At 71.8% G+C, this 23,977-nt stretch carries 24 protein-coding genes; 11 read left to right on the top strand and 13 right to left on the bottom strand.

All coding sequences use genetic code 11. The features are described from left to right. Positions 1–22 precede the first annotated feature (22 nt). Together ACZ4TR_RS45385 and ACZ4TR_RS45380 are read right to left on the bottom strand one after the other, a co-directional pair. On the bottom strand, positions 23–913 hold the full coding sequence (locus ACZ4TR_RS45385; protein WP_465294843.1) for an alpha/beta fold hydrolase: 891 nt from the start codon (positions 911–913) through the stop codon (positions 23–25). Further along, positions 910–2,202: a cytochrome P450 gene (locus ACZ4TR_RS45380; RefSeq protein WP_465294841.1), complete on the bottom strand. Its 1,293-nt coding sequence runs from the start codon at positions 2,200–2,202 to the stop codon at positions 910–912. The genes ACZ4TR_RS45385 and ACZ4TR_RS45380 overlap by 4 nt, the downstream gene beginning before the upstream one ends. An 87-nt stretch (positions 2,203–2,289) precedes the next feature. Here ACZ4TR_RS45380 and ACZ4TR_RS45375 point away from each other — a divergent pair, with 87 nt between their 5' ends. Then, positions 2,290–2,871 (top strand): TetR/AcrR family transcriptional regulator, encoded by a 582-nt coding sequence (locus tag ACZ4TR_RS45375; protein WP_364523879.1) that lies wholly within the window; start codon positions 2,290–2,292, stop codon positions 2,869–2,871. Between the two features lie 91 nt (positions 2,872–2,962). On the opposite strand, the gene ACZ4TR_RS45370 is transcribed toward ACZ4TR_RS45375, so the two are convergent. Continuing rightward, a complete protein-coding gene (locus tag ACZ4TR_RS45370) occupies positions 2,963–4,123 on the bottom strand; it encodes a glycosyltransferase (RefSeq protein ID WP_465294839.1) in 1,161 nt (386 codons plus the stop codon). Between the two features lie 30 nt (positions 4,124–4,153). Here ACZ4TR_RS45370 and ACZ4TR_RS45365 point away from each other — a divergent pair, with 30 nt between their 5' ends. The 9 genes from ACZ4TR_RS45365 (at position 4,154) to ACZ4TR_RS45325 (ending at position 12,870) form a co-directional block, all read left to right on the top strand. Further along, positions 4,154–5,788: a phospho-sugar mutase gene (locus ACZ4TR_RS45365; protein WP_465294837.1), complete on the top strand. Its 1,635-nt coding sequence runs from the start codon at positions 4,154–4,156 to the stop codon at positions 5,786–5,788. Further along, positions 5,788–6,240, top strand: a complete 453-nt coding sequence (locus ACZ4TR_RS45360; protein ID WP_465294835.1) for a flavodoxin family protein — start codon at positions 5,788–5,790, stop codon at positions 6,238–6,240. The genes ACZ4TR_RS45365 and ACZ4TR_RS45360 overlap by 1 nt, the downstream gene beginning before the upstream one ends. Positions 6,241–6,548: 308 nt before the next feature. Further along, positions 6,549–6,953, top strand: coding sequence for a helix-turn-helix transcriptional regulator (locus ACZ4TR_RS45355; RefSeq protein WP_364517924.1), 405 nt, complete (start codon positions 6,549–6,551; stop codon positions 6,951–6,953). After that, positions 6,950–7,471, top strand: a complete 522-nt coding sequence (locus ACZ4TR_RS45350; protein WP_465294833.1) for a hypothetical protein — start codon at positions 6,950–6,952, stop codon at positions 7,469–7,471. The genes ACZ4TR_RS45355 and ACZ4TR_RS45350 overlap by 4 nt, the downstream gene beginning before the upstream one ends. Further along, on the top strand, positions 7,468–8,598 hold the full coding sequence (locus ACZ4TR_RS45345; protein WP_465294831.1) for an MAB_1171c family putative transporter: 1,131 nt from the start codon (positions 7,468–7,470) through the stop codon (positions 8,596–8,598). Before ACZ4TR_RS45350 ends, ACZ4TR_RS45345 begins: the two co-directional genes overlap by 4 nt. 1 nt (position 8,599) lies before the next feature. Continuing rightward, a complete protein-coding gene (locus tag ACZ4TR_RS45340) occupies positions 8,600–9,766 on the top strand; it encodes an amidohydrolase family protein (RefSeq protein ID WP_465294829.1) in 1,167 nt (388 codons plus the stop codon). Positions 9,767–9,851: 85 nt separating this feature from the next. Then, entirely contained in the window at positions 9,852–10,241 is a 390-nt protein-coding gene (locus tag ACZ4TR_RS45335) for a hypothetical protein (protein ID WP_465294827.1), read from the top strand. Between the two features lie 26 nt (positions 10,242–10,267). Next, positions 10,268–11,557 (top strand): histidine--tRNA ligase, encoded by a 1,290-nt coding sequence (gene hisS, locus ACZ4TR_RS45330; protein WP_364517934.1) that lies wholly within the window; start codon positions 10,268–10,270, stop codon positions 11,555–11,557. 32 nt (positions 11,558–11,589) lie between these two features. Next, positions 11,590–12,870 carry a HEAT repeat domain-containing protein gene (locus ACZ4TR_RS45325; RefSeq protein WP_465294825.1) on the top strand — a complete coding sequence of 427 codons (1,281 nt, stop codon included), beginning with the start codon at positions 11,590–11,592 and terminating at the stop codon, positions 12,868–12,870. Here the strand turns inward: ACZ4TR_RS45325 and ACZ4TR_RS45320 are convergent, their stop codons facing one another. From ACZ4TR_RS45320 to ACZ4TR_RS45285, 8 genes are all read right to left on the bottom strand, one after another. Then, positions 12,871–14,061 carry a sensor histidine kinase gene (locus tag ACZ4TR_RS45320; RefSeq protein ID WP_465294823.1) on the bottom strand — a complete coding sequence of 397 codons (1,191 nt, stop codon included), beginning with the start codon at positions 14,059–14,061 and terminating at the stop codon, positions 12,871–12,873. Then, the gene (locus ACZ4TR_RS45315) at positions 14,058–14,705 is read right to left on the bottom strand and encodes a response regulator transcription factor (protein ID WP_364518140.1); all 648 of its coding nucleotides are present in this window, start codon (positions 14,703–14,705) and stop codon (positions 14,058–14,060) included. Before ACZ4TR_RS45315 ends, ACZ4TR_RS45320 begins: the two co-directional genes overlap by 4 nt. A gap of 64 nt (positions 14,706–14,769) precedes the next feature. After that, a complete protein-coding gene (locus ACZ4TR_RS45310) occupies positions 14,770–16,050 on the bottom strand; it encodes a cation:proton antiporter (protein ID WP_465294821.1) in 1,281 nt (426 codons plus the stop codon). Next, a complete protein-coding gene (locus tag ACZ4TR_RS45305) occupies positions 16,047–17,312 on the bottom strand; it encodes a cytochrome P450 (protein ID WP_465294819.1) in 1,266 nt (421 codons plus the stop codon). Before ACZ4TR_RS45305 ends, ACZ4TR_RS45310 begins: the two co-directional genes overlap by 4 nt. Next, on the bottom strand, positions 17,309–18,379 hold the full coding sequence (locus ACZ4TR_RS45300; protein WP_465294817.1) for an alpha-hydroxy acid oxidase: 1,071 nt from the start codon (positions 18,377–18,379) through the stop codon (positions 17,309–17,311). The genes ACZ4TR_RS45305 and ACZ4TR_RS45300 overlap by 4 nt, the downstream gene beginning before the upstream one ends. Further along, positions 18,379–19,917 (bottom strand): NAD(P)-binding domain-containing protein, encoded by a 1,539-nt coding sequence (locus ACZ4TR_RS45295; RefSeq protein ID WP_465294815.1) that lies wholly within the window; start codon positions 19,915–19,917, stop codon positions 18,379–18,381. Before ACZ4TR_RS45295 ends, ACZ4TR_RS45300 begins: the two co-directional genes overlap by 1 nt. A gap of 133 nt (positions 19,918–20,050) precedes the next feature. Further along, entirely contained in the window at positions 20,051–20,974 is a 924-nt protein-coding gene (locus ACZ4TR_RS45290) for an aldo/keto reductase (RefSeq protein ID WP_465294921.1), read from the bottom strand. Positions 20,975–21,024: 50 nt separating this feature from the next. Further along, positions 21,025–21,426, bottom strand: coding sequence for a MerR family transcriptional regulator (locus ACZ4TR_RS45285; protein WP_465294813.1), 402 nt, complete (start codon positions 21,424–21,426; stop codon positions 21,025–21,027). 83 nt (positions 21,427–21,509) lie between these two features. Between ACZ4TR_RS45285 and ACZ4TR_RS45280 the strand changes: the two genes are divergently transcribed. Further along, positions 21,510–22,127, top strand: a complete 618-nt coding sequence (locus ACZ4TR_RS45280) for a TetR/AcrR family transcriptional regulator (protein ID WP_364517950.1) — start codon at positions 21,510–21,512, stop codon at positions 22,125–22,127. Here the strand turns inward: ACZ4TR_RS45280 and ACZ4TR_RS45275 are convergent. After that, on the bottom strand, positions 22,100–23,368 hold the full coding sequence (locus ACZ4TR_RS45275; protein ID WP_465294811.1) for a hypothetical protein: 1,269 nt from the start codon (positions 23,366–23,368) through the stop codon (positions 22,100–22,102). The genes ACZ4TR_RS45280 and ACZ4TR_RS45275 overlap by 28 nt on opposite strands. After that, positions 23,365–23,949, bottom strand: coding sequence for an RNA polymerase sigma factor (locus tag ACZ4TR_RS45270; RefSeq protein ID WP_465294809.1), 585 nt, complete (start codon positions 23,947–23,949; stop codon positions 23,365–23,367). Before ACZ4TR_RS45270 ends, ACZ4TR_RS45275 begins: the two co-directional genes overlap by 4 nt. Positions 23,950–23,977 lie beyond the last annotated feature (28 nt).

Genomic DNA, 23,977 nt, shown 5'->3' with positions numbered 1-23,977 from the left:
CCTGCTTTGGGTCGGATCGGCACTACGGGGCCGTGACATCGCTGCTCCTCGCGTGCTTGTCGATGAGGTCGAGGATCGTGGGCCACGCGCCTTCGGGCAGGTCGTGGCCCATGCCGCGGACGGTTTCGAGACGGGCGCCGGGGATGGCGCGGGCCGTGGCGGCGCCGCCGGTGGGGTGGACCATCCGGTCGCGGTCGCCGTGGATCACCAGCGTCGGCGCGGTGATCTTCCGCAGCAGCGGCGTCCGGTTGCCCGACTTGAGGATCGCGCCGAGCTGGCGGCCCACGCCGCCGGCCGTCGGGTCACGGTCCCAGCCCGTCCCGGCCAGCTCGCGGACCCGGGCCTCGTCGAACGGGAAGCCGTGGGAGCCGATGTGCCGGAACATCCGGATGGCGCTTTCGACTGCCTCCTCACGGGATTTCGGCGGCTTCGCGCCCATCATCCGCAGCGTCGAGAACGCGGGACGGCCGAGCAGGCGCGACCCGGTCGTCGACATGATCGACGTCAGGGTGCGAATCCGGTCCGGGTGCAGCGCCGCGACCGTCTGGGCGATCATGCCGCCCATGGAGACGCCCGCGATGTGCGCGGTCTCGAGGTCCAGGGCGTCGAACAGGCCGATGGTGTCGGCGGCCATGTCCGTCAGGTCGTACTGCTGCGCGGGGAACCGGCCCGCGAACATGCCGGGGAGGCTCGCGGGCCGGAAGCGCGGGTGCGTCGAGCGCCCGGCGTCGCGGTTGTCGAACCGGACGACCTCGAAGCCGCGCTCGGCGAGCTGCGCGCAGAACGCGTCCGGCCAGCTGTGCAGCTGCTGGCCCAGCCCGGCGACGAGGACCAGCGGCTCGGCGCCGCGGTCCCCGATCCGTTCGTACGCCAGGGAAATGCCCCGGCCGGCGTCGGCGATCTCTTCGGTCACTGCTCTCCTCCGGTGGTTCGGCGGCGCACGACCGCGCGGCCGCCCTTGGCGGGGGCGTAGGCGACGCCCCGCGAGTGCCGGCGTTCGCCGGGCGCGGTCGTCGGCACCAGCGTGAAGTCCCGCAGCAGGGTCCGCAGCACGACGGTCATCTCCATGGTCGCGAACGCCGCGCCGAGGCAGCGCCGCGTGCCGCCGCCGAACGGGATCCACTGGTAGAGGTCCGGGCGCGCGCCTTCGAAGCGGTGCGGGTCGAACGTGGCCGCGTGCGGGAACACCGCGTCGTCGTCGTGGATCAGGGCGATGCTGACGAGGACCGCGTACCCCTTCGGCAGCGTCCAGCGGCCCAGCCGGAAGCCGTCCTGCTTGACCTGCCGGGCGGTCAGGTCGATGACCGGGCGGGTGCGCTGGACCTCGAGGATCGTGGCGTCGAGCAGCTTGCCGTCGTCTTCCTGCAGTTCCTTCAGCAGCGCGGGATGACGGCGGAGGCGTTCGACGGCCCAGGCCAGCGTCGTCGCGGTGGTTTCGTGCCCGGCCGTGAGGAGGGTGAGGAGCTGGTCGGCGATCTCGTCGCGGCTCAGCCCGGAGCCGTCGTCGTAGCGGGTCTGCAGCATCATCGCGAGGACGTCGTCGCCGTCCGGGCGGGCCTTCGCGATCAGGCGGTCGACGATCGCGTCGTACTCGCGGCGCATCCGTTCGAAGCGGCGCCACGGGTTGAAGCGGCCCTTCTTGGAGATCGGCGCGACGGCCAGCCGGGAGCCGAGGGTGACGAACGGCGGGAGCAGCTTTCGCAGCTCGGCGAACTCGGCCCCTTCGGCGCCGAACACCGCGCGGAGGATGGCGTTGAGCGTGATCCGCATCATCGACGGCAGGGTGGCGAACGCTTTCCCGGCCGGCCAGCTCGCGAGTTCGCGGATCGTTTCTTCCTCGACGATCTTCTCGTACGCGGCGAGCCGGCGGCCGTGGAAGGGCGGCACGAGGAGCTTGCGCTGCCTTTTGTGCTCGGCGCCGGAGAGAGCGAACATCGAGTGCGGCCCGAGCACCCGGCCGAGGTTGACCTCGAGGTTGTCGACGAGGTCGGGCCCGGAGGTGAAGAGCTGCTTGATTTCGCCCGGATCGCTGAGCACGACGGCGTGGCCGAAGATCGGCACGTTGACGGTGAAGGCGTCCCCGTACCGCTCCTTGAGCCGCCGCATGCCCCGCAGCGGTTGCGTGAGCGCGTACGCGCCTTGGACGGCGCGGGGCGCGGTCGGCCCCGGCGGCAGCGTCACCGCGCTGGTCATGGTCGTCATCGACCCTCCCGAAAGTGGTGGTACGCGGACGTACCATCGGTACGGTACGCCGGTGTACCATCGCGTTTCAAGAGGGAGGACGGTAACTTGGCTGTCGTGGACGTCGACACCCGCCGCCAGCGGCTGCTGGACGGCCTGGCCGCGTCGATCACCGAGGCCGGCTTCCGCGAAACGACGGTCGCCGACGTCGTCCGCCGCGCGCGCACGTCCCGCCGCACGTTCTACGAGCACTTCTCCAGCCGTGAAGAGTGCTTGATCGCGCTGCTGGCGGACGCGAACCGCGCGATGATCCAGCAGATCTCCGACGCGGTCGACCCGCGCGCACCGTGGGCTCTTCAGGTGCGCCAGGCGATCGAGGCGTGGATCGCGTGCGCGGAGTCCGAGCCGGCGATCACGCTGAGCTGGATCCGCGACGTCCCGGCGTTGGGGGCGCCTGCCCGCGACCTGCAGCGTGACGCGATGGAGGGGTTCATCGCGATGACCCAGCGGTTGACGGACACCCCGGAGCTGCGCGCGGCGGGCATCAGCCCGCCGTCCCGCCAGCTGGCGATCATGCTCTTGGGCGGGTTGCGAGAGCTGATCGCGACCACGGTCGAGGACGGCGGCCGCGCCGGGGACATGACGGAGGTTGCGGTACGGGCGTCGCTCGCGCTGCTCGGCCCGGCCTGACCCCAGCGCCCCAAGGTGGCCTTGGTTGCGTCTGACGCACCCAAGGCGGCCTTCGGTGCGTCAGACGCACCGAAGGCCACATTGGGGCGCTTCAGGCCAGGGTCGGGAGCTGGGCAGCCACTTCGGCCGGGGACGGCATGGCCGCGACTTCGGCCGCCAAAGTGCGGGCCGCGTCGCGGACCGACGTGTCCGTGAGCAGGTGACGCGCCGTCGTGGCGACGGCGTCGGCGGTGACCTCCGCGGCGAGCAAGCGGGAGCCGACGCCGGCTGCCAGGACCGCGTCCGCGTTGCTGAACTGGTCCGCGCCCTGCGGCAGGAGCAGCTGCGGCAGGCCCGCGCCGAACGCGCCGAGCGTCGTGCCGCTGCCACCGTGGTGGACCACCAGGTCGACGTGCGGGAGCAGCTCCGACTGCGGCACCCACGACTCGAGCCGCACGTTGCCCGGCACCTCGCCGAGCGCCGCCGGGTCGACCGTCGGGCCCGTCGCGACCAGCACGTCGACGTCCAAACCGGACAGACCGGTGATCGCCGCGCCCAGCACGCCCGCGTGGCCCATCGCCGTGCCGAGCGTCAGGTAGACCAGCGGCCGCGACCGCTCGAGCACCCCCGCGGGCAGCTCGCCCGGCTCGCTCCAGCCGACCGGCCGCAGCGGGACGCGGGTCGCGCGCGCCAGGAACGCCGGCTCCTGCACCGACTCCGGGCAGATGTCGACGAACGGGCCGCCGAACGCCAGGTCCTCGCCGACGTCGATGCCCAGCTCCGCGCCGTGCGCGCGGATCGCGTCGCGGATCCGCGACACCATCGGGTCGTCGATCGACACCCGGCCGAATCCGTGTGCCACCACCGGGATCCCGGCTTTCATCGCGGCGAACGCACCGCCCGAGTTGCCGGATTCGCTGACGACGAGGTCGGGCCGGAAACGAGAGAACAGCGGCAGCAGGTCGGCGACGAACCGCTTCGGCATGAACTCGCCGAACACCTTCGCGACGATCGGCCCGAGCACCTCCGGCGGGATCTCGCCGGGCGGGCGCCGCGGGCCCGGCGGCCCGGACTCGGCGAAGGCCTGCCCGAACGCGTCGCGGATCGCGAGCCCGGCCGCCGCCGTCTCGAGCCCGGCTTTCGTCAGCTGGGGCAGGAAGTCTTCCGAGGTGGCGAAGACGACGTCGTGGCCCGCGTCGCGCGCGGCGACCGCCAGCGGGACGAGCGGGAACGTGTGACCGAAGGACCCCAGTGAGGTGAAGAGCAAGCGCACTCCCCCGACCCTAGCCCGTAGGCTGGCGCGGTGACTTCGACCTCCACACTGCGTGACGCCGCGTTCCGCTGGATCGCCGACGACCCGGACGACAGCACCCGCGCCGAACTGCAGGACGTCCTCGCCCGCGCGATGGGCGGCGAGGCCGGTGCGGCCGCCGAGCTGGCCGACCGGATGGCCGGGCCCCTGGAGTTCGGCACCGCCGGCCTGCGCGGGCCGGTGCGCGCCGGGCCGAACGGGATGAACGTCGCCGTCGTCACCCGGACCACGGCCGGTGTCGCGGAGTGGCTGAAGGCGCACGGGCACGCGGGCGCGCTGGTCGTCATCGGCCGTGACGCGCGGCACGGCTCGGAAGCCTTCGCGACCGCCGCCGCCGAAGTCCTCACCGCGGCGGGCTTCGACGTCAAGGTGTTCCCCAAGCCGCTGCCGACGCCGGTGCTCGCGTTCGCCGTCGGCCGGCTCGGCGCGGTGGCCGGGATCCAGATCACCGCGTCGCACAACCCCCCGGCCGACAACGGCTACAAGCTCTACGACGCGACCGGCGGCCAGATCGTGCCGCCGTCCGACGGCGAGATCGAGCGCGCCATCCAGGCCGCGCCCGCCGCGGTGAGCGTGCCGCGGGCGCCTGGCGCCGAGGTCGTCGACCTGCTGGACCGCTACCTCGACGAGGTCGCGACGCTGCCGATGGGCGCCGAGCGCGCGGTGCGGGTGGCCGCGACGGCGCTGCACGGCGTCGGCGCCGACACGCTGCGCGCGGCGTTCGAGCGGGCCGGGTTCACCGACCTGCACCTGGTGGCCGACCAGGCCGCGCCGGACCCCGACTTCCCGACCGTGTCGTTCCCGAACCCGGAAGAGCCGGGCGCGACGGACCTGCTGCTGGCGCTCGCGTCCGATGTGGACGCCGACCTGGCCGTCGCGCTCGACCCGGACGCCGACCGGTGCGCGCTGGGCGTCCGGGACTCGGGCGGCGGGTGGCGGATGCTGCGCGGCGACGAGACCGGCGTGCTGCTCGGCTCGTACGTACTGTCCACAGTAGACCGGACGCTCCTGCCGGATCCGCTGGTCGCGACGACGATCGTCTCGTCGTCGATGCTCGGCGAGATCGCGAAGGCCGAAGGCGCCCGCTACGCCGAGACGCTGACCGGGTTCAAGTGGCTGGTCCGCGCCGGCGAAGGGCTCGTGTTCGCCTACGAAGAGGCGCTCGGCCTGTGCGTGAACCCGGGTTTCGTGCGCGACAAGGACGGCATCGCCGCCGCGACGCTGGCCGCCGGCTACGCCGCCCGGCTGAAGGCCGAAGGACGCACTCCGCTGGACGTGCTCGACGAGCTGGCGCAGCGCCACGGCGTCCACCTCACCGACCAGGTTTCGCTGCGGGTCACGGATCTCGCGGTCCGCGGGCAGCTGATGGCGAAGGTGCGGGAGACGCCGCCGGCCGAGCTGGGCGGCGTCACCGTGACGCTGGAGGACCTGCTGCCGGACGCGGACGTGCTGCGGCTCACCGGCGACGGGCTGCGCGTGGTGGTCCGCCCGTCCGGCACCGAGCCGAAGCTGAAGGCGTACCTGCAGGTCGTGGCGCCGGTCACGGGTTCGCTGGCCGAAGCGCGCGACGCCGTGAACGCCAAGCTGACCGCGTTGCGGACGGCCGTCGAGGAGCTGCTCGCCTGATGCCGAGGCTGCTGATCGTGCACCACACGCCGTCGCCGTCGACGCAGGCGCTGTTCGAGGCGGTGCTGGCCGGCGCGACGCACCCGGACGTCGAGGGGGTGGAGGTGGTCCGCCGGGCCGCGCTGGCCGCCACCGTTCCCGACGTCCTCGATGCGGACGGCTACCTGCTCGGCACGCCGGCGAACCTGGGCAGCATGAGCGGGGCGCTGAAGCACTTCTTCGACACCGTCTACTACCCGTGCCTGGACGCGACGCGCGGCCGGCCGTTCGGCTACTGGATCCACGGCAACAGCGACACGGCGGGCACGGAACGCCAGCTGCTCTCCATCACCACGGGCCTGGCTTGGGAGAAGGTGGCGGACCCGGTGATCACCACGGGCGAGCCGGACAAGAAGACCCTCGAAGCGTGCACCGAGCTGGGTGGCACGCTGGCCGCCACGCTGATGTCCTGAAAGAAGGTCCTGAGAAAGTAAGGGGCCTGTCACCGGAAGCCCTGGGGGTCGACCTCCGGCAACAGGCCGTGGCCAAGGGATCGCCCGAGAGCGTTCGACCTTGGCAGCTGAAGCGTACTACAGACCGCGGATCATGACGAGCCGGCGGACGCGACGGCCTCTCGTCTTGCGGTTCCGTACACCCCCAGGGTACGGAGAGCAAGACGAGAGGCGCGTCAACTGTAAACCACTGCATACGATAGCTGTCAACATGTGCGTACAGTGGTTTCCCGGCTAGAATTTTCACGGTGGAAACCTAGGGGGCGGGTATGGCACGGGAACGCACCTTCGCGGAACGCCTGAGCGCCCTGATCGAGGCCGCTCGGATGGACGGCCGCGCGCCGCACAGCTACCGGGAGATCTCGGCCGCCGTCGAGCGGGCCGGCGGGCCGGCGATGTCGCCCGCCTACCTGCAGCAGCTGGCCACGGGCAAGCGCGTCAACCCGAAGATCCACTATGTCGAGGCCCTGGCGAAGCTGTTCGGCGTGCCCGTCACGTACTTCTTCGACGAAGAGGCAGCCGCGCCCCCGGCCGGGGAAGCGCAGCTGATGGCGATGCGGGCGCAGGAACTCTCGCCGCAGGGCCGGCGGCAGGTGATGGACCTGCTGGAACTGGTGGAGCGCTACGAACGGGCCGAACGCGAAGGCCGGAACCCGGAGGACGCCGCGCGATGAGGGAACGGGAGCTGCGCCGCCGCTGCCGCAAGCTGCTGAAGCAGCTCGACATCGGCCCGCCGCTCGACGTCGAGGTGCTCTGCGCGCGGCTGGGCGACCAGCGGGGCAAGCCGATCCGGCTGATGCCCTACCCGCTGGAGGTGCCCGGGCCGTTCGGCTGCTGGATCGCCACCTCTTCGGCGGATTACATCTTCTACCAGGCCGAAACGACGAAATCCCACCAGGATCACATCATCCTGCACGAGCTCGGGCACATGCTGGCCGACCACCACCCGCACGGCGACGCCGAGCCGGCCGACTTCCTGCGCGGGCCCGCTCCGGATCTTGACCCGGATGCAGTACACCGCGCACTGCGGCGGACGTCCTACGATGACGCGCACGAGTGGGAAGCCGAGACCGTCGCCACCATCATCCTCGAGTGGGCGTCGGTCCTGAACTACACGATCCCGCGGCGTGCTGCGGACCGGGATCTCCGCCGGATCCAGGGGACGCTCGGCGATCACCAAGGGTGGTTGTGAGCACACTTTTCAGCCCCGTGAACATTCTCGCGATGGTGCTGTTCGCCGCCGCATTGGCGTGGCGGATCTACCAGGTGCAGCGCGCGCCGACGGTGCCGAACTGGGCCGTCACCGCGTGCATCGCCGGGTTCGCCGCGGCGTTCCTGCTGCAGCAGACTGTCGTGTCCGACGAAATCGACGCGGTCTTCGGCGCCGGCGCGGCGCGCGTGGCCAACAACGCGCTGCTGGCGTGCGCCGTGTGCGCGCTGGTGATCTTCTTCCTCGGCTCGACGCTGGGGCCGCGCCGCTACCGCCGGGTGGTGGTGGAGCTGGTGCCGCTGGCCGCGGCGATCACGCTGATGATCGTCACGATGGCCCTGACGGCGCCGGAGCTGCGCGGTCTCCCGCTCGGGCCGTCGACCATCCACGACACCGGGATCGCGTTGTTCTACCTCGGTGCCGGGCTCTACCTGATCTACGGCCTGATCGCCTGCACCGCGTGGATCGTGCGCTACCTGCGGGTGGCCGACCGGCACCTGCGGATCGGGCTGCGGATGGGCGCGGCCGGCATGGCCTGCGCGGCCGTGGGCAGCATCTGCCGCGCCCTGTACATCGTGGTGGCGTGGGCGTTCGGCCCGGTCGTCAAGGTGCTGCTGCTGCTCGGGGTGCCGTTCGTGATCGTCGGCGGGATGCTGTTCCTGCTCGGCGTCACCTACCCGGGCGTGAGCGCGCGCGTGTCGGCGTTGCGCCGGCGCCGCCAGCACCGCCGCGAACACCAGGCGCTCGGTCCGTTGTGGACGGTCCTGGTGCAGGCGTTCCCCAGCATCGTGCTGCGGACCCCGCCGCGCCGGCGCGGCGAACTCCTTTCCCCGCGCAGCATCCACCGCGCGCACTACCGCCGGGTGATCGAGATCCGGGACGGCCTGGTGCAGCTGTCGCCGTACCTGTCCGCGGACTTCGGCGAGGTCGTCGCCACGGATCCCGGGGCCGCCGCGGCCGCGTTGAAGACGGCGCTGGCGCGGCACGCGGCCGGCGAAGAGAGCGACGGCCACGCCAAGCAGGTGCTGCCCGCGCCGGCCGACGACATGGAATCCGACGTCCGGCCGTTGCTCGCGCTGTCGGCGGCGATGGCGAACGGGACGGCGTGACGTGGACACCCTGATCACCGCGGGCCGGGTGCTGCCGCGGCCGTCGGCGCCGGTCGAAGACGGCGCCGTGCTGGTGCGTGACGGGATGATCGTGGCGGCCGGTCCGCGCGCGGACGTCGTCGCCCAGGCGGCGCCGGACGCCGCGCGGCACGACTTCCCCACCGGTACCGCGCTGGCCGGGTTGTTCAACGTCCACGTGCACCTGGCTTTCGACGCGTCACGGGAGATGCTGGCTCACTTCTCCGCTTCCGGCGATCCCCTGGAGGGCGCGCGCTCGCGGCTGACGTCGATGCTGCGCAGCGGCGTCACGACAGTGCGGGACCTCGGCGACCGCGACCACCTGGGCGCGGCGGTCCGCCGGTCGTTCGCCGGCTCGGCCGCGCCCCGGCTGCTGGTGTCGGGGCCGCCGATCACGGTCCCGGACGGGCACTGCCACTTCTTCGGCGGCGCGGTCTCTTCCGACGCGTCGATCCGCGAACTGATCGACGCGAACGCGGCGGCGGGCGCGGACGTGATCAAGGTGATGGCCAGCGGCGGTCAGATCACCGAGGGTGGCGCGGACATGTGGGAATCCCAGTTCTCCGAACGCGAATTGGCGTTGGTGGTGTCCCACGCGGCTTCCCACGGGCTGCCGGTGGCGGCCCACGCCCACGGCGCGGACGCGATCGAGGCGGCGGTTGCGGCCGGGGTGTCGACGGTCGAGCACTGCAGTTTCCTGACCGGGCCGCGATCGTTCGACCGCCGCGATGCCGTGGCCGCGCGCATGGCCGCCGACGGCATCTCGGCGTGCTCGACGAGCAGCCGCAACTGGCGGGTGATCGTCGAGAAGCTCGGCGACGAGGTGGCCCAGGCGATGTACGGGCGGCTGCCGTGGCTCGAGGAGCACGGCGTCCGGCTGCTGGCGGGGACGGACGCGGGGCTGCCGGGGTCGGTGTTCGACGACCCGGTGGGCGCGCTGGAGCTGTACGAGTGGCTCGGTTTTCCCCGGCGCCGGATCTTGGAGATCGCCACCTGCGACTCCGCGGCGGGGCTGGGCCTGGCCGACGTGACCGGACGGCTGGAAGCCGGGCTCTCGGCGGACGTCCTGGTCGTCGAAGGTGACCCGCTCGCTTCGCTCGCCGCGCTGCGCAACCCCCTCTTGGTGCTGGCCCAAGGCCGCGAAGCCTAGCTTCCCGATCGGGGCATGCCTGTTTTGGTGACACCGTTTTAAAACAGTGTTATCGTTGCCGCAGCCCACCTCGAAGGAGTCCCCGATGCACGGCCCCACCCAGCTCTTCACCGTGATCGCCCTGGTTTCGCTCCCCACCGTCATGTACGGCGGCTACGCGCTCATGGGCGTCCTGCGCGACCGGAAGCTCACCGAACACCAGCGCGCCATGTTCCGCGCCGGCCACGCGCACGCCGGCGTCCTGCTGATCCTCGCCCTCGTCGCGCTGCAGATCCTCGGCCGGACGACCCTCTCCGACGCGACCCTCTGGGTCACCTGCTTCCTGCTGCTCTTCGGGATCCTCGCCCAGTCCGGGGGCTTCTTCCTGCACCTGATCCCGGACCGCGGCAAGCTCGGCGGCCGAGTGACATCCGCCGGCGCGGTGCTCCTCGCGGCCGGCACGCTGCTCACCGCGTACGGGGTCGCCTTCGCCTGACGAACCCGGTCGTTAAGCTGGGTGACGTGCCTGAATACCTGCCGACCGCGCCCTACAAGGGGACCCGGGACTTCCTGCCCGCCGAAATGTCCGTCCGCACGCAGGTCTTCGGTCATCTCTACGACGTCCTCGAGCGCCGCGGCTTCCTCCGCTACGACGGCCCGATCCTCGAATCGGCCGAGATCTACGAGCGGAAGTCGGGCCAGGAGCTGGCCGACAAGCAGCTGTACACCCTCACCGACAAGGGCGGGCGGCGGCTGGCGCTGCGCCCGGAGATGACGCCGTCGGTGGCGCGGATGATCGCCGGGAGCGCGAAGTCGCTGTCGTTCCCCGTCCGCTGGTACAGCCACCCGAACTGCCACCGCTACGAGGCGCCGCAGCGCGGCCGCGTGCGCGAGCACTGGCAGATCAACGCCGACATCTTCGGCTCGGACAGCGCCAACTGCGAGATCGAGATCTTCGAGCTGGTCCACGACATGATGGCCGCGCTGGGCGCGACGCCGGACATGTTCGTGCTGCGCGTCAACGACCGGAACCTGCTGACGTCGGCGCTCACCGACGTCGCCGGGGTGTCCGAGGACCACCTGGCCCAGGTGTTCGCGCTGGTCGACCGCTGGGAGAAGTACCCGCGCGAGAAGCTGGCGGAGAGCGCCGCGGAGATCGGGCTTTCGGACAAGCAGTTCGAGAAGCTGGCCGAGACGCTCGACATGGGCGAAGCGCTGCTCGACGAGCTGCCGGCCGAGGTGCGCGAGCAGTCGAACCTCGTGAAGGTGCTGAACAGCAGCGCGGGCAGCCTGGTGAAGTACGAGCCGATGATCGTGCGCGGGCTGGCGTACTACACGTCGACCGTGTTCGAGGTCTTCGACACCTCACCGGAGAACCGCCGAGCCCTCTTCGGCGGCGGCCGCTACAGCGACCTCGCGTCGATGTTCACGCCGCAGCAGATCCCGGGCATCGGGTTCGGCATGGGTGACGTGACGCTGATCGACTTCCTCGAGACGCACGGCCTGGCGCCGGCGCCCCGCAGCGAGGTCGACGTCATGGTGATCCCGGTGACCGAGGACCTCTCGGACGCGGCCCGCTCGGTGGCGTCGTCGCTGCGCGCGGCGGGGCTCCGGACGTCGACCCCGATCGAGCACCGCAAGCTGGGCAAGGAGCTCACCCGTGCGGACAAGGCGGGCGCGGTCGCGGTGGTGATCGTCGGCCAGGACGACTGGGCGGCCGGGAACGTCACGGTCCGCAGCCTCGCGACGCGGGAGCAGAACCCGGTCGCGATCGCCGACGCCCCCGCCGCGGTCCAGGCCCTGCTGGGCTGAAAACGGCTCGACGTCCCTGGCACGCTGGGGACGTGTTCGAAGCCGAGATGCCCGACCTCGACGTGCTCGCCGCCGGTGACGTGCGGCGGTGGGTCGAGTTCGACGTCGCCGTCCGGCGGGCGTCGTGGTACGGCCGAAAAGGGCGGCTGAGCCGCCGGCCTTCCCGGCAGGAGCTGGCCGAAGCCGCGTGCGACGGGGACGGGCACCTGCGCGAAGCCGCCGTCGCGCGGCTGGCCACGAGCACCGATCCCGAGGCCGTGCCCCTGCTGCTGCTCCGGTGCGTCGACTGGGTCGAGCCGGTCCGGGACCTCGCGCGGTCGCTGGTGCTGCCCAAACTGGACGAACCGGCGTTCCGCGCGATGCTGCCGTTGATCGGCGTGCTGCGCCGGCGCCAGGTCGACGACTGGATGACCACCCTGTTCCGGCAGGCGCTGACTCCGCGGCTGCTCGACGCCGCGTTGGCGGTCGCGGACCGGGAGACCCGCCGGTGGGTCCACGGAGAAGCGATCGGGCTCTTGTCCCGCGAGCGGTTGCTGGACATTTCGTTGCGGGACCAGGACTTCGTGGTCCGCGCACGGTGCGGCACCGTGTTGCTGGACCGCGGCGAATGCGTCGAGGAACTGCTCGCGGGCGGAGCACCGAAGGTCCGGATGCGGGCACTCACCCTGGCCGGCCACGCGGAGGCGTACTTGGCCGACCCTGCCTCCGCCGTGCGCTCGATGGCGCAGGCCCTGGTGCGCAAGGCCGGCGGCGACCCGGCCGCGCACTACCGCGCGCTGCCGGTTTCCTTCGGCATGCTCGCCGGGCTCGGCGAGACGGGGACGTCCGAAGACGCCGGACTGCTGGAACGGCACCTCACCGACGAGCGCCCCCGGATCCGGCGGGCCGCCGTCCGCGGGCTGCGCCGGATCGCGCCGGAGTCGACGGCGGTGCGGCCGCTGCTCACGGACCCGTCGCCCGCGGTGACCCGCCAGGTGGTGGCGTTCCTGCGCGGCAAGTTCGTCGACGTGTCCACGCTCCAGGGCTTGCTCGCCGCGGACCGGCCGCTCCACACGCGACGCGCGGCCGCGGCGCTGCTGCGCGACCGCGACACCTGGTTGCGCCTGCACACGGATCTCACCGTGCTGGCCGATGAGGACCTGGGCGCCGACGCCGAGCAAGACCTCCACGCCTGCCGCCAGCACATCACCGGCGTCTACACGAAACCGTCGGCTCGGCTGCGAGCTGAGATCGAGGCCGCCTGCGACGACCTGGACCCGGCGATGGCCCGGGAAATCCGCTTACTCCTGAGCTCCGCGCGGTACCGGCCCTGATCACGCGGGGTCGGCGCGGAGGAGCCGGAGGGTGAACGTGGCTCCGTCGCCCAGGCGGCCGTCCGCCGCGATCGTGCCGCCGTGGCCCGTCACCACCTCGCGGACCAGGGCCAAGCCCAGGCCGAACCGGCGGCCGTCGCCGTCCGATCCTCGGGCGAAGCGCTCGAAAATCCGCTCCGCGTCCGCCGACGGGAAGCCGATGCCCGTGTCGCGGATGCGCAGCTCGACGTGTCTTTCGTCCGGGACGCCCAGCCACACCTCGATCGAGCCGCCCGGTGGCGTGTGGCCCAGCGCGTTGTCCAGCAGCGCCGAAAGCACGCGCCGCAGTGCTGTCGGGACGCCCTGGACCACGTACGGCCGGCGCTCCCGGGACACCGCGAGCCGGACCTGGCCCTCCCCCGCGCGGACCGCCTCCGCCGCCACCGCTTCCTCGGCCAGGCCACCCAGCTCCACCAGCTCGAACTCCGGCCGGTCGCACGCCTGGGCCGACAGCAACAGGTCTTCGACGACCTCACCGAGTTCCCGCGTGCCGCGGACCAGCTGCTCGAGGTCCTCCGCGTCGCGGCCGGACGCGCGCCGGGCCAGCAGCTGCGCGCGGGTGTGCAGCCGGGTGAGCGGGGCGCGCAGCTCGTGGGACGCGTCCGCCACGAACGTCCGCTGCCGGCGCAGCGCGTCGGCCAGGGGCCGGATCGCCCGGCAGGCCAGCACGCGGCCACACAGCACGGCCGCGAGCAGCGCCAGCACCTCGGCGACCACGAGCCCGGACACCAGCGACGACCGGTCCTGGATCTGGTACAGCTCTTCGAAGTACGCCTGCGAAACGACGCCGCCGCGGTTCTCGACGCGGATCGTGTACGTCATGCCGCCGATCGGGCGCCGTTCCGTGTGGACGTCGCCGGGCGAGGGCACGGTCGCGTCCAGCGCCACGATCGGCATCCCGGCCGGCGGTTTGCCCGCGGGCGCGTGCAGGACCGGGGTGAACAGCCAGACGCAGCCGGGCGGGGTCGCGGCCGGGCCCAGCTCGACCGTCCTGGCCAGCGTGCGGTCCGCCTCGGCGTGCTGCCGGGTCAGCAGCATCGCGTAGGCGATCCCGCCCGCGACGGCCACCAGCATCGACACCACGACGGCGATCTGCGCGGTGATCGCCCACCGCGCCCGCCGCAGGGCCCGCTCCTCCGGGGCCGGTCTCATACCGCGCCGAGCTGGTAGCCGAGGCCGTGCACGGTCCGGACGACGTCGCGGCCGAGCTTGCGCCGCAGGTAGTACACGTAGGTGTCCACAATGGACTCCCCGGTCGAGTCGGCGAAGACGTTCGTGCGCAGCGACGCGCGCGGGTGGATCGCCTTGGGCCGCTGCGCGAGCGTCCGCAGCAGCTCGAACTCCCGTCCGGACAGCGTGATCCGCTCCCCTCGCGGCAGCACGACCTCGTGCCGCTGCAGGTCGAGGGCCGCCGCGCCGAGCGGAAGGCACTCCGCGCCCTCCAGGTCACGGCGGCCGAGCGCGCGCAGCCGGGCCAGCAGCTCCTCGGCCTCGAACGGCTTGACGAGGTAGTCGTCGGCGCCGGCGTCGAGCCCGCCGACGCGGTCGGCGAGCTCGCCCAGCGCCGAAAGCACGAGGACGCGCGTGGTCACCGCCTGCGCGCGCAGGCGGGCGAGCAGTTCGAGGCCGTCCAGCACCGGGAGGCGGCGGTCGATGATCATCACGTCGTACCGTCCGGTGAGCCCGAGGTGCAGGCCCCGCTGGCCGTCGTGCGCCGCGTCGGTTTCATAGCCTTCGTCCGCGAGCAGCTCGGCGAGCATGCCCGCCAGCTCGCGGTCGTCTTCGACGAGCAGCACTCTCGGTTTCGTCGCCCCATCGTGCACGTACCCATACTGGCAGTGATTTTCCGAAATTGAACTATCAACTTTTCCCGGTAACCGGGACCGGATCGACCATCAGGAGCACCTCGCTGCTCCCCTTGCGGGCATCGCGGCGGTCGAGCCAGCTGAGCAGGGGCGCCGTCATGATCGTGGTGACCAGCGCGACCAGCACCAGCACCGTGAACAGCGCCGGCGAGACGATCCCCGCGGCAAGCCCGACGTTGAGCGCGATCAGCTGCATCAGCCCGCGGGCGTTGACGAGCACGCCGACGCGGGACGCGATCTCCGGCGGCTCCCCCGCCAGCCGGGCCGCGCCCCACGACGCGCCCAGCTTGCCGACGATCGCGACCGCCACCGTCACCAGCGCGAACGCGAGCAGGCTCGGGTCGGCGAGCAGCGCGAACCGGGTGTTCAGGCCGGAATAGGTGAAGAACAGCGGGACGAACACGATCCGCCCGATCGGCATGATCTTCGCGAGCACCGCGTCGGAGGCCGCACCACGCGGGAACGCGACCCCGATGGTGAACGCGCCGAACACCGCGTACAGGCCGATGGTGTCGGTGAACCAGGCGGCCGCGAACAGGATCATCGCGGTGACGAGCACCCGCTGGTCGACGGTCACCCGGTCGCTGCTCATCACCCGGTTCAGCAGGCGCCGTCCGACGATGAAGACGAGCAGCGCGAACAGCAACCCGCCCCCGAGGGCGAGCGCGATCGGCCCCGCGGACCCGGCGTGCATGCCGAGCACGACGGCCAGCAGCAGCCACGCGAGCACGTCGTCGAGCGCGCCGCAGGCCAGCGCGAGCGAGCCGAACTTCGTCGACGCGATCCCGCGTTCGGTGATGATCCGGACCATCATCGGGAACGCCGTGATCGCCACCGCCACCCCGACGAACGCGGCCGACGTCGCCAGCGAGACGCCTTCCTTGCCGATGCCGACCCACGACGTGCCGATGACCGCGACCCCGATCCCGAGGGCCAGCGGCACCAGCGTCCCGGCCGAGGAGATCGCCGCGACCGACTTCTTCGACTTTCTGATGCTGTTCAGGTTGAACTCGTAGCCCGCCCCGAACATGTAGATGACCAGGCCGATCTGGCCGCCGACGTAGAGCAGGGACTTGATGCCGTCCGGGAACACGGCCGCCTGGACGCCGGGCAGCAGGAGCCCGAACAGCGACGGGCCGAGCAGCACCCCGGCGACCATCTCCCCGACCACCGGTGGCTGACCGAGCTTCACGGCGGCCATGCAGACCAGCCGGACCACCACGAGGATGACCACGACGGCGAGGAAGAACAGCGGTGCCGCTTCCGACGGGCTCATGACTTTCCTCCGGCGAAGTAGGTCGAGCAGAGGGCATGCTTGCGGGCGTCGAGCACCATGTACGTGCCGAAGACGAGCTGGGCGAGGCTGCGCCAGACGTCTTCCCAGCGGTCACGGACCGCGAGCCACACCAGCGGCGCGCGCTTGCGGCGCGCACCGTGGGGGGTGAGCAGCGCCGGGCCGCGGTTGGGGATGGAACGCGTGTGCCCGGCCGTCGAGGCGAGGCTGAACCGGCGCAGGACTTCGCGCGTCACGACCCGCATGGTCGGCGGGGCCAGGCCGCGGGCTGGGCACGCGCGGTTCTGCGCGACGCCGAACGGGATGAACTCGTCCTTCGCGGTCTGGGCGGCGAAGCCCGGGTAGCTGAAGCACAGCACGGTGCCCGCCGGGATGGTCAGGTCCGCGAGGTCGATGTCGGCGGTGGAGATCCGGTGCGCGATGCCGAACAGCGGGAACTCGCGCAGGCCGTCGTCGATGACGCGGTCCAGGTAGGCGTCGTCGTCCGGGTGCTCGACGAGGTGCCGCTGGACCTCCGGGCGCTGGGCGACGATCATCAGCAGGTGCGCCATCGCCTCGGACATCTGCACGACGGCGGTGTTGAAGAACGTGCCCTGCAGGTAGTAGGCCTGCTCCTCCGGCGTCAGGGACTGCGGCAGCGGGTGCGGGACGTCGGCGAGGCGCCGCCGCAGGTACTTCGTCAGCCGGGCCCGGCGGCGCATGTTCCGCGGCCGCACGCACTTCAGCGCCGAGACGACGTCGTCGGCGTGCCCCACGATGAGGTCGCGGGCCTCGGGCGGGCACGGCTCGTCGAACACCAGCTCGTAGTACAGCTCGGCCCAGATCGGCATCATCTCGTCGCGGAAGCGGACGAGCCCGGGCCGGACGCCGTCCAGCACGTGGGCCGCGACGCGGCGGGCCAGCTCCTCGGAGTCCTTTTTGGACCGCACCAGGATGTGCCGGGTGCACTTGGCGACCTCGTCGTAGCGCGGCCCGGCTTCGAGGTGCTCCTGGTGCACCTCGGGCCCGGGCGCGAGCCAGTACCAGAACAGGTCGGACAGCGCGGCACCGCGGCTGCGGCCGTTCGCCGCCGGGTCGGCGTAGACGCGCCGGAAGTCCTCGACGCCGACCTGCTCGCCCGGGATCGTCACCACGTCCTGGCCGTTGACCAGCGAGAAGATCTTCATCCGCAGTGCCACGACCCGGTCGGGCAGCCACGCGGGCGCGGTCACGAGGGCCGCCGCGGCAAGCGCTTTCCCGATCATCGCCGCACCTGGTCCGGGGTCAGGTCGGCCGGGTGCCGGCCGCCGCACATGGCCAGCGCCTGGTCGAAGTCTTCGCGCAGCAGCTCCAGGACCTGCGTGACGCCTTCGCGGCCGCCCGCGGCCAGCCCCCACACGACCGGCCGGCCGACGCCGACCGCGTCCGCGCCGAGGGCGAGGGCCTTGACGACGTCGGTGCCGCGGCGGATCCCGCCGTCGAGCAGGACCGGGATCGCCCCGCCCACGGCCGACGCGATCTCGGGGAGGACGTCGATCGTCGCGGGCACGGTGTCGAGCTGGCGGCCGCCGTGGTTGGACACGACGATCCCGGCGACGCCGTGGTGCACCGCCAGGCGCGCGTCCTCGGCGTGCAGCACGCCCTTGATCAGCACCGGCAGCTTGGTCTTGCCCCGCAGCCACGCGATGTGGTCCCAGTTCAGCCCGGCGGACATGACGATCTCGCGGACGTGGCTGGCGTTGCCGCCGCTGCGGTTCTCGCCCAGGTTGCGGAGGTTCTCCACGGCCAGCCCCGGCGGCAGGTCGTGGAAGTCGTTGCGGTCGTCGCGCTCGCGGCGGCCGAGCACCGGCGAGTCGACGGTCACGACGAACGCCTTGACGCCGGCGTTCTCGGCCCGGCGCACGATCGCCTCGGTGAACTCCAGATCCGGCTGCAGGTAGAGCTGGAACCACAAACCCGGGTCCGGCGCGACCTCGCGGGCCGCCGCGGCGATGTCCTCGATCGCCGCGGTGGCGGCCATGCTGACGATCATGATCGTGCCCGCCCGAGCCGCGGCGCGGGCGGTCGCGAGCTCGCCGTCGGCGTGGGCGAGCCGGTGGAACGCCGTGGGCGCGACCAGGATCGGCATCGAGGACGACGTCCCGAGCAGCGTCAGGCTCAGATCGCGCTTGTCGCTGCCGCGCAGCACCCGGGGCAGCAGCTTCAGCCGTTTGTACGCGGCTTCGTTGTCCGCCACGGTCAGTTCGTCCTGCGCGCCGCCCGCGAAGTAGTCGTAGTGGACCGGGTCGAGGCGCTGCCGGGCCGCCGCCTCGAACTCCGCGATCGTGCGCATCACAGCTCCCGGGCGAAGAACGCGGCCAGCGGTTCGACGTGCACCTCTTTGTCCCACTCGTTCTCGAGGTTCTCGGTGACGTGGTGGGTCGCGACGAGCTCGCCGCGGCGGTAGTGCCGGACGATCGGGTGCAGGTAGTGGCCTTCGCCGGAGTCGTTGGCCTTGTCCTGCGCGGCGCGCGCGACGAAGTCGAACGGGTCGATCTTGTCGTGGTCGGGGCCGTAGTCGAGGGTGACGACGTAGGCGTCGTCCGGCGGGTCCTGGAGGACGCGGTCCACCGGCACCTCTTCGAGGTAGCGGGCGGTGTCGCCGTCCACGATCAGGACGTCACCGAGGAAGCCGAACTGCTGGTACAGCGCGGAAGTCCGGTTGATCCGGGTGATCACGGCATCGGTCAGGGCGTCCGGTTTGGCGGGCAGCTCGGTGCTGGGCCACGGAGTGTCGTGGTGGCGCTCGTTGAGGACCTTGGCCAGCGCGCGGACGCCGTAGCGGAAGCCGTGGATGAACGCGCTGGTGGCCTTCTTGAAGTCGCGGACCTGCGTGATCGTGCCGGCGAAGTAGAGGCCGGGCACGTTGACCGACTCCCAGTCCGGCGTCTGGGCCGGGAAGCGGTCGTTGATCGTGAGCTGCGGGCGGCAGTCTTCGTCGAACAGCGACGCGTCGAACCGGAAGCCCGTGCAGCCGATGACGCGGTCGTAGCGGATCTCCTTGATGACCTCGTCGGCGCGGGCGAAGGAGAACTTGACGTGGTAGCCGTCGGCGTCCTTGCGGACCTCGCGGACGTCGCCGTCGAGGATCGCGTGCTGCAGCTTCAGCTGGTACATGTCGAGGATGCCCGCGTTGTAGGCGCGGAGGTGGCCGACGAAGTGGGTGCGCCAGGCCAGTTTCACCGGCCGCGGGCCGCCGACGTGCACGACCGCGGCGGTCTCGATGAGGTTGTCCGCGGTCTCGAAGGCGGAGTTCCCCTTGCCCAGCACCAGGACGCGCTGGTCGGTGAAGCTCGCCGGGTCGACATCCACGTCCACGTACTGGTCGATGAACTCGACACCGGGGAACTGCGGGATGTACGGCTTGGTGACGCCGGAGGCCATGACCAGCCGGTGCGCCTTGAACTCCTCGTCACCCGCGGTGAGGATGAAGACAGCGCTTTCCGGGTCGCGGCGGATGCGCGTCACCCGGGTGTCGTAGCGGACGTTCACTTCATGCTTCGCCGCGTAGTCGGCGACGTAGCGCAGGAAGTCCGCCGCGTCCGGGAAGAGCTTCGCGCTGTAGTCGGTGAACAGGACCTGTTCGTCGTCGCCGTCGGCGAGGATCGAGTTCCAGTCCATCCGCATCCGCAGCTCCGGGTCGGCGTACCCGGTGTGCTTCTTGTTGATGGAGATGAGCGTCCGGTGCCGGGGGAACGTCTCGAAGAAGTGGCCGGGCGCGGAACCGGCCTCCAGCACCAGGTACCGGTGCCCGGCGTGGCCGAGGTGCTGGCCCAGCTGCAACCCCGCCGGTCCGGCCCCGACGACCAGATAATCGAGCACTTCCTCCACGACGACCTCCTGAGGCTCGGCACCGACCTTGATCGGCGCCGAGCCTGCTCCGGAGATCTCAGAAAAGGCTCAGAGCCGCACTTTCACGTGAAAGTGCGGGTCCCTGGTGCGCACTTTCACGTGAAAGTGCGCATTACTTGCCGGCGGCGCGGGCCAGGCGTTCGGGGTAGCGTTCGCCGGCGATCGCGTCGGCGGGCGCGGCCGCTGCGATGGCCGCCAGGTCCTCCGGCGTCAGCTCCAGCGAAGCCGCCGCCACGTTCTCCTCGAGGTACTTGCGGCGCTTGGTCCCCGGGATCGGGACGACGTCCTCGCCCTGCGCCTGCACCCACGCGAGAGCCAGCTGGCCCGCCGTGACGCCCTTCTCCTCGGCCAGCTTCCGCAGCGCGTCGACGATCGCCATGTTGCGCTCGAAGTTGCCCTCGGCGAACCGCGGCAGGCCGCGGCGCATGTCGTCCTCCGGCAGGTCCGCCATCGACTTCACCGCACCCGTCAGGAAACCGCGGCCCAGCGGCGAGAACGGCACCACGCCGATGCCGAGCTCCCGGCACGTCGACAGGATTTCGCCCTCGATGCCGCGGGTCCACAGCGACCACTCGCTCTGCAGCGCGGTCACCGGGTGCACCGCGTGCGCGGCGCGGATCGTCGCCGCGCTCGCCTCGGAAATCCCGGCGTACCGGATCTTCCCGGCTTCCACCAGCGAAGCGAGCGCGCCCCAGGTCTCTTCGATCGGCGTGTCCGGGTCGACGCGGTGCTGGTAGTACAGGTCGATGTGGTCGACGCCGAGCCGGCGCAGCGACTCGTCGCAGGACTGCTTGACGTACTCCGCGTCGCCGCGCGCCCCCATCGCGCCGTCGGTCCACACGATGCCGAACTTCGTCGCGAGCACGACCTCGTCGCGGCGGCCGGCGATCGCGCGGCCGACCAGTTCCTCGTTGACACCGTTCGCGTAGACGTTCGCGGTGTCGAGCAGCGTGACCCCGAGGTCGAGAGCCCGGTGGATCGTCGCGACCGACTCTTCGTCGTTGTCGCGGACGCCGTAGGCCTGGCTCATCCCCATGCAGCCGAGCCCCTGGGCGCCGACCTCCAGGCCGCCGAGCTTCCTGGTCTTCACGCGGAAATCTCCTCCCTGCCGGGTTCCACGCCGAGCACGTTGCGCTCGACCTGGGCGTAGTTCTCGATCTTGTAGTCCAGGATGTCGAGGCACCCCTGCAGCTCGGCGATCCGCTCGGCGACCGACCGGCGCTGCTCCACCAGCAGGGCCTTGCGGCGGCCCGCGCTGGCGACGCCGTGGCGGCGCAGCGACGCGTATTCGCGCATGCTCTTGATGGGCATCCCGGTGGTGCGCAGCTTGGTCAGGAAACCCAGCCAGCCGAGGTCGTCGTCGGAGTAGGCCCGGCGGCCCGCGGCGTCCCGCGCGGGCGGGTCGAGCAGTTTGATGCGCTCGTAGTACCGGAGAGTGTCGATCGACAGTCCGCTACGTCGCGCGGCTTCCGCTATCGAGTAGCTCATGAGCTCGACACTACGACCTGGAGTGCACTCCAGGTCAAATCCTCGGTCCGGGCAAAATAACAGCGTTCCGATACGCTGTGTGCATGGCTCGACCACGGACCCACGACGAAGCGCTCCGGCTGAAACTCCTCGACCGCGCCGGCGAGCTCATCGCCGCCGACGGGCCGAAGGCGCTTTCCCTGCGGAAGCTGGCCGCCGACGCCGGGACGTCGACCACCGCCGTGTACTCCCTCTTCGGCAGCAAACCCGATCTGGTGAACGCGCTCTACACCGAAGGCTTCCGCCGCTTCGGCGCCCGGATGGCCGGCACCGTGCTGACCGGCGACCCCGTCGACGACCTGGTCGCGCTCGGCAGCGCCTACCGTGCCAGCGCGCTGGCCGACCCGAACCTCTACGGGATCATGTTCACCAGGTCGGTGCCCGGGTTCGAGCCCAACGAAGACGCCGAGAAGCTGGCCCGGAAGACCCTGGAGCCCCTCGAGGCGATCATCCGCCGGGCCATCGCCGACGGCGTCTTCCTGGACGTCCCGCCGGAGACGGTCGCCGTCGGCTGCTGGGCCTGCGTGCACGGGCTCGTGTCCCTGGAGCTGACCGGCAACCTGCCGGAGGAGTTCGACGTCACGGGCTCGTACGAAACGGCCCTGCGCGCGAACGCCTCCGGCTGGCTGCGGCCTCACAGCAGCCGCAGCGACCCGTCGTAGACGACCTTGCCCTGGGCGTCGCGGGCCTGGACGTGGACCATCGCCTGCGGGTCGAGGTGGATGTTCCGCGGGACCCACGTGGCGACCATGCCATCGATGACCGCGGTGGTGGTGCTCGTCCCGATGCCGAAGTCGATGGTCACCTCGGCCGCCGTCGTGGGCAGCGCCGCGACGAACGGGCGGCGCGCCTTCCCCTGTTCCGCCTCCGACTCGGTCCCGCCCAGCGTGTCCACGATCAGGGTGCGCGCCGGCGGGGTCTGGGGCCCGGCGAAGTCGAGGTAGGCGCGGTACTTCGTCTTCCCCGGCCGTTGGCGGTCGGGCTGAGCCGCGCAGACGACGACCCGGCCGTCGTGGCGGCCGAGGACCACCTGGTAACCGTCGGCCTCGAGCACCGGCCCCGGCGCGTACGCCTCGGCGTCCGGGACCACCTCCAGCTCGGCGAGGGCCAGGCATTCGCCCAGCGCCCGGCCGGCCGGTGACGTCCGGTCGGCGGTCCCCGGCCGGTCGACGGCCATGACCAGCCACGGCGGCGGCGGGGGCAACACGGTCCCACCCGGCGCCGGCGGGGTTTCGAGGCTGAGCGTCGTCGTCCACAGGGCGGACCGGGTCATCGCGATGAACTGGCCGGTGACCGGGGAGGAGCGGATCGACTGGGACATGTTCTCCCCGTCTTCGGTCCGCGAGCTGAGGAACGCGTGCGCCGATCCCGCGTCCACGACCCCGGCGACCACTCCGGTCGGGCTGTGCAGCAGCAGCCCGGTGCGCGTGCCCGGCACGTAGGCGGGCGTGGCTCCCGGGTCCGACAGCGTCACGGTCGTCGCGGTGGTCTCGCAGAACATCGGCTTGCCCGCGGCGGTCGCCGCGACCACCGAGTCCCCCGCCAGGACCTCCGTGAACAGCGGGACCCACTCCTCGCGCGGGGGCACGCGGTCCGTCTTGCCCGCCGCCCGCACGGCCGCCCAGCAGCGGTCGAGCGCGGTCGTCGCCACCTTCGCGTCGAGGGTGAGCCGGTTTCCCGGGTCCGGGTGCGGCGGCGGGCCGGCGACGGACTGCTGCCGGACCGCCTGCGTCGCGACGACCGCGCCCGCGGCCAGCACGACGACGGCCGCCGCGGCGGCCGCGTACCAGACGCGCGTCGGCCGCCGCTTCGTGATGCCTTGGCGGACCTCGGCGCGCAACCGGTCGCGGACGTCGTCCGGCAGTGCTCGCCGCGGCGGAAGCCCTCGGAGGTCGTCGCTCATTTCTCCTCCAGCAGGGTGCGCAGCCGGGCGCGGGCCCGGGACAGGTGGGCGCGGACGGTGACCTCGGCGACGGTCAGCGCCGCGGCCGCGTCGGCGACGCTCAGGTCACCGAGCAGGCACAGCTCGACGACGGCCCGCTGTGCCTTCGGCAGCGTCCGCACGGCTTCGACGATCTCGCGCAGCCGCTGCTCGCCGTCGAGCTGCTCGGCGACCGCGTCGGCGTGGTCGGACACCACCGGCGGATCGGGGATCTTGCGGAGCAGCCGCAGCCGCCGTCTCGCGCCGCGGTACTCGTCGCGGGCGGCGTTGCCGGCCACGGTGTAGAGCCACGGCAGGGCGCTGTCCCGGATCAGCGTGACGTCGGCGCGGCGGCGCCAGGCGGTCAGGAAGGTGTTCGACGTGAGGTCCTCGGCGGCCGACCACGAGCCGGTCAGCCGGTAGGCGTGGTTCCAGACGGCTTCGGCGTGCCGTTCGAAGAGCTCGCTGAACGCCGCCTCGTCACCCCCGGAAGCCTTGTCCCAGAGCGCTCGATCACCCTGCGCCCGATCGTCCACCGGCGCCCCCGTCGCATGGCTGGTCACACCCCTCAGTGGCCGGCACCGGCCCGGA

It is taken from the genome of Amycolatopsis sp. NPDC028719, from assembly GCF_055565395.1.
The sequence above is the reverse complement of the archived record's forward strand: the minus strand, read 5'-3'. Positions and strand labels throughout refer to the sequence as shown.

Bases quoted from the DNA above. Each gene is read 5' to 3' on its own strand.
- ACZ4TR_RS45380 (WP_465294841.1), bottom strand. From the start codon at position 2,202: ATGACGACCATGACCAGCGCGGTGACGCTGCCGCCGGGGCCGACCGCG.
- ACZ4TR_RS45360 (WP_465294835.1), top strand. From the start codon at position 5,788: ATGCCGAGGCTGCTGATCGTGCACCACACGCCGTCGCCGTCGACGCAG.
- ACZ4TR_RS45355 (WP_364517924.1), top strand. From the start codon at position 6,549: ATGGCACGGGAACGCACCTTCGCGGAACGCCTGAGCGCCCTGATCGAG.
- ACZ4TR_RS45350 (WP_465294833.1), top strand. From the start codon at position 6,950: ATGAGGGAACGGGAGCTGCGCCGCCGCTGCCGCAAGCTGCTGAAGCAG.
- ACZ4TR_RS45335 (WP_465294827.1), top strand. From the start codon at position 9,852: ATGCACGGCCCCACCCAGCTCTTCACCGTGATCGCCCTGGTTTCGCTC.
- ACZ4TR_RS45320 (WP_465294823.1), bottom strand. From the start codon at position 14,061: ATGAGACCGGCCCCGGAGGAGCGGGCCCTGCGGCGGGCGCGGTGGGCG.
- ACZ4TR_RS45310 (WP_465294821.1), bottom strand. From the start codon at position 16,050: ATGAGCCCGTCGGAAGCGGCACCGCTGTTCTTCCTCGCCGTCGTGGTC.
- ACZ4TR_RS45305 (WP_465294819.1), bottom strand. From the start codon at position 17,312: ATGATCGGGAAAGCGCTTGCCGCGGCGGCCCTCGTGACCGCGCCCGCG.
- ACZ4TR_RS45300 (WP_465294817.1), bottom strand. From the start codon at position 18,379: ATGCGCACGATCGCGGAGTTCGAGGCGGCGGCCCGGCAGCGCCTCGAC.
- ACZ4TR_RS45290 (WP_465294921.1), bottom strand. From the start codon at position 20,974: ATGGGGATGAGCCAGGCCTACGGCGTCCGCGACAACGACGAAGAGTCG.
- ACZ4TR_RS45285 (WP_465294813.1), bottom strand. From the start codon at position 21,426: ATGAGCTACTCGATAGCGGAAGCCGCGCGACGTAGCGGACTGTCGATC.
- ACZ4TR_RS45280 (WP_364517950.1), top strand. From the start codon at position 21,510: ATGGCTCGACCACGGACCCACGACGAAGCGCTCCGGCTGAAACTCCTC.
- ACZ4TR_RS45275 (WP_465294811.1), bottom strand. From the start codon at position 23,368: ATGAGCGACGACCTCCGAGGGCTTCCGCCGCGGCGAGCACTGCCGGAC.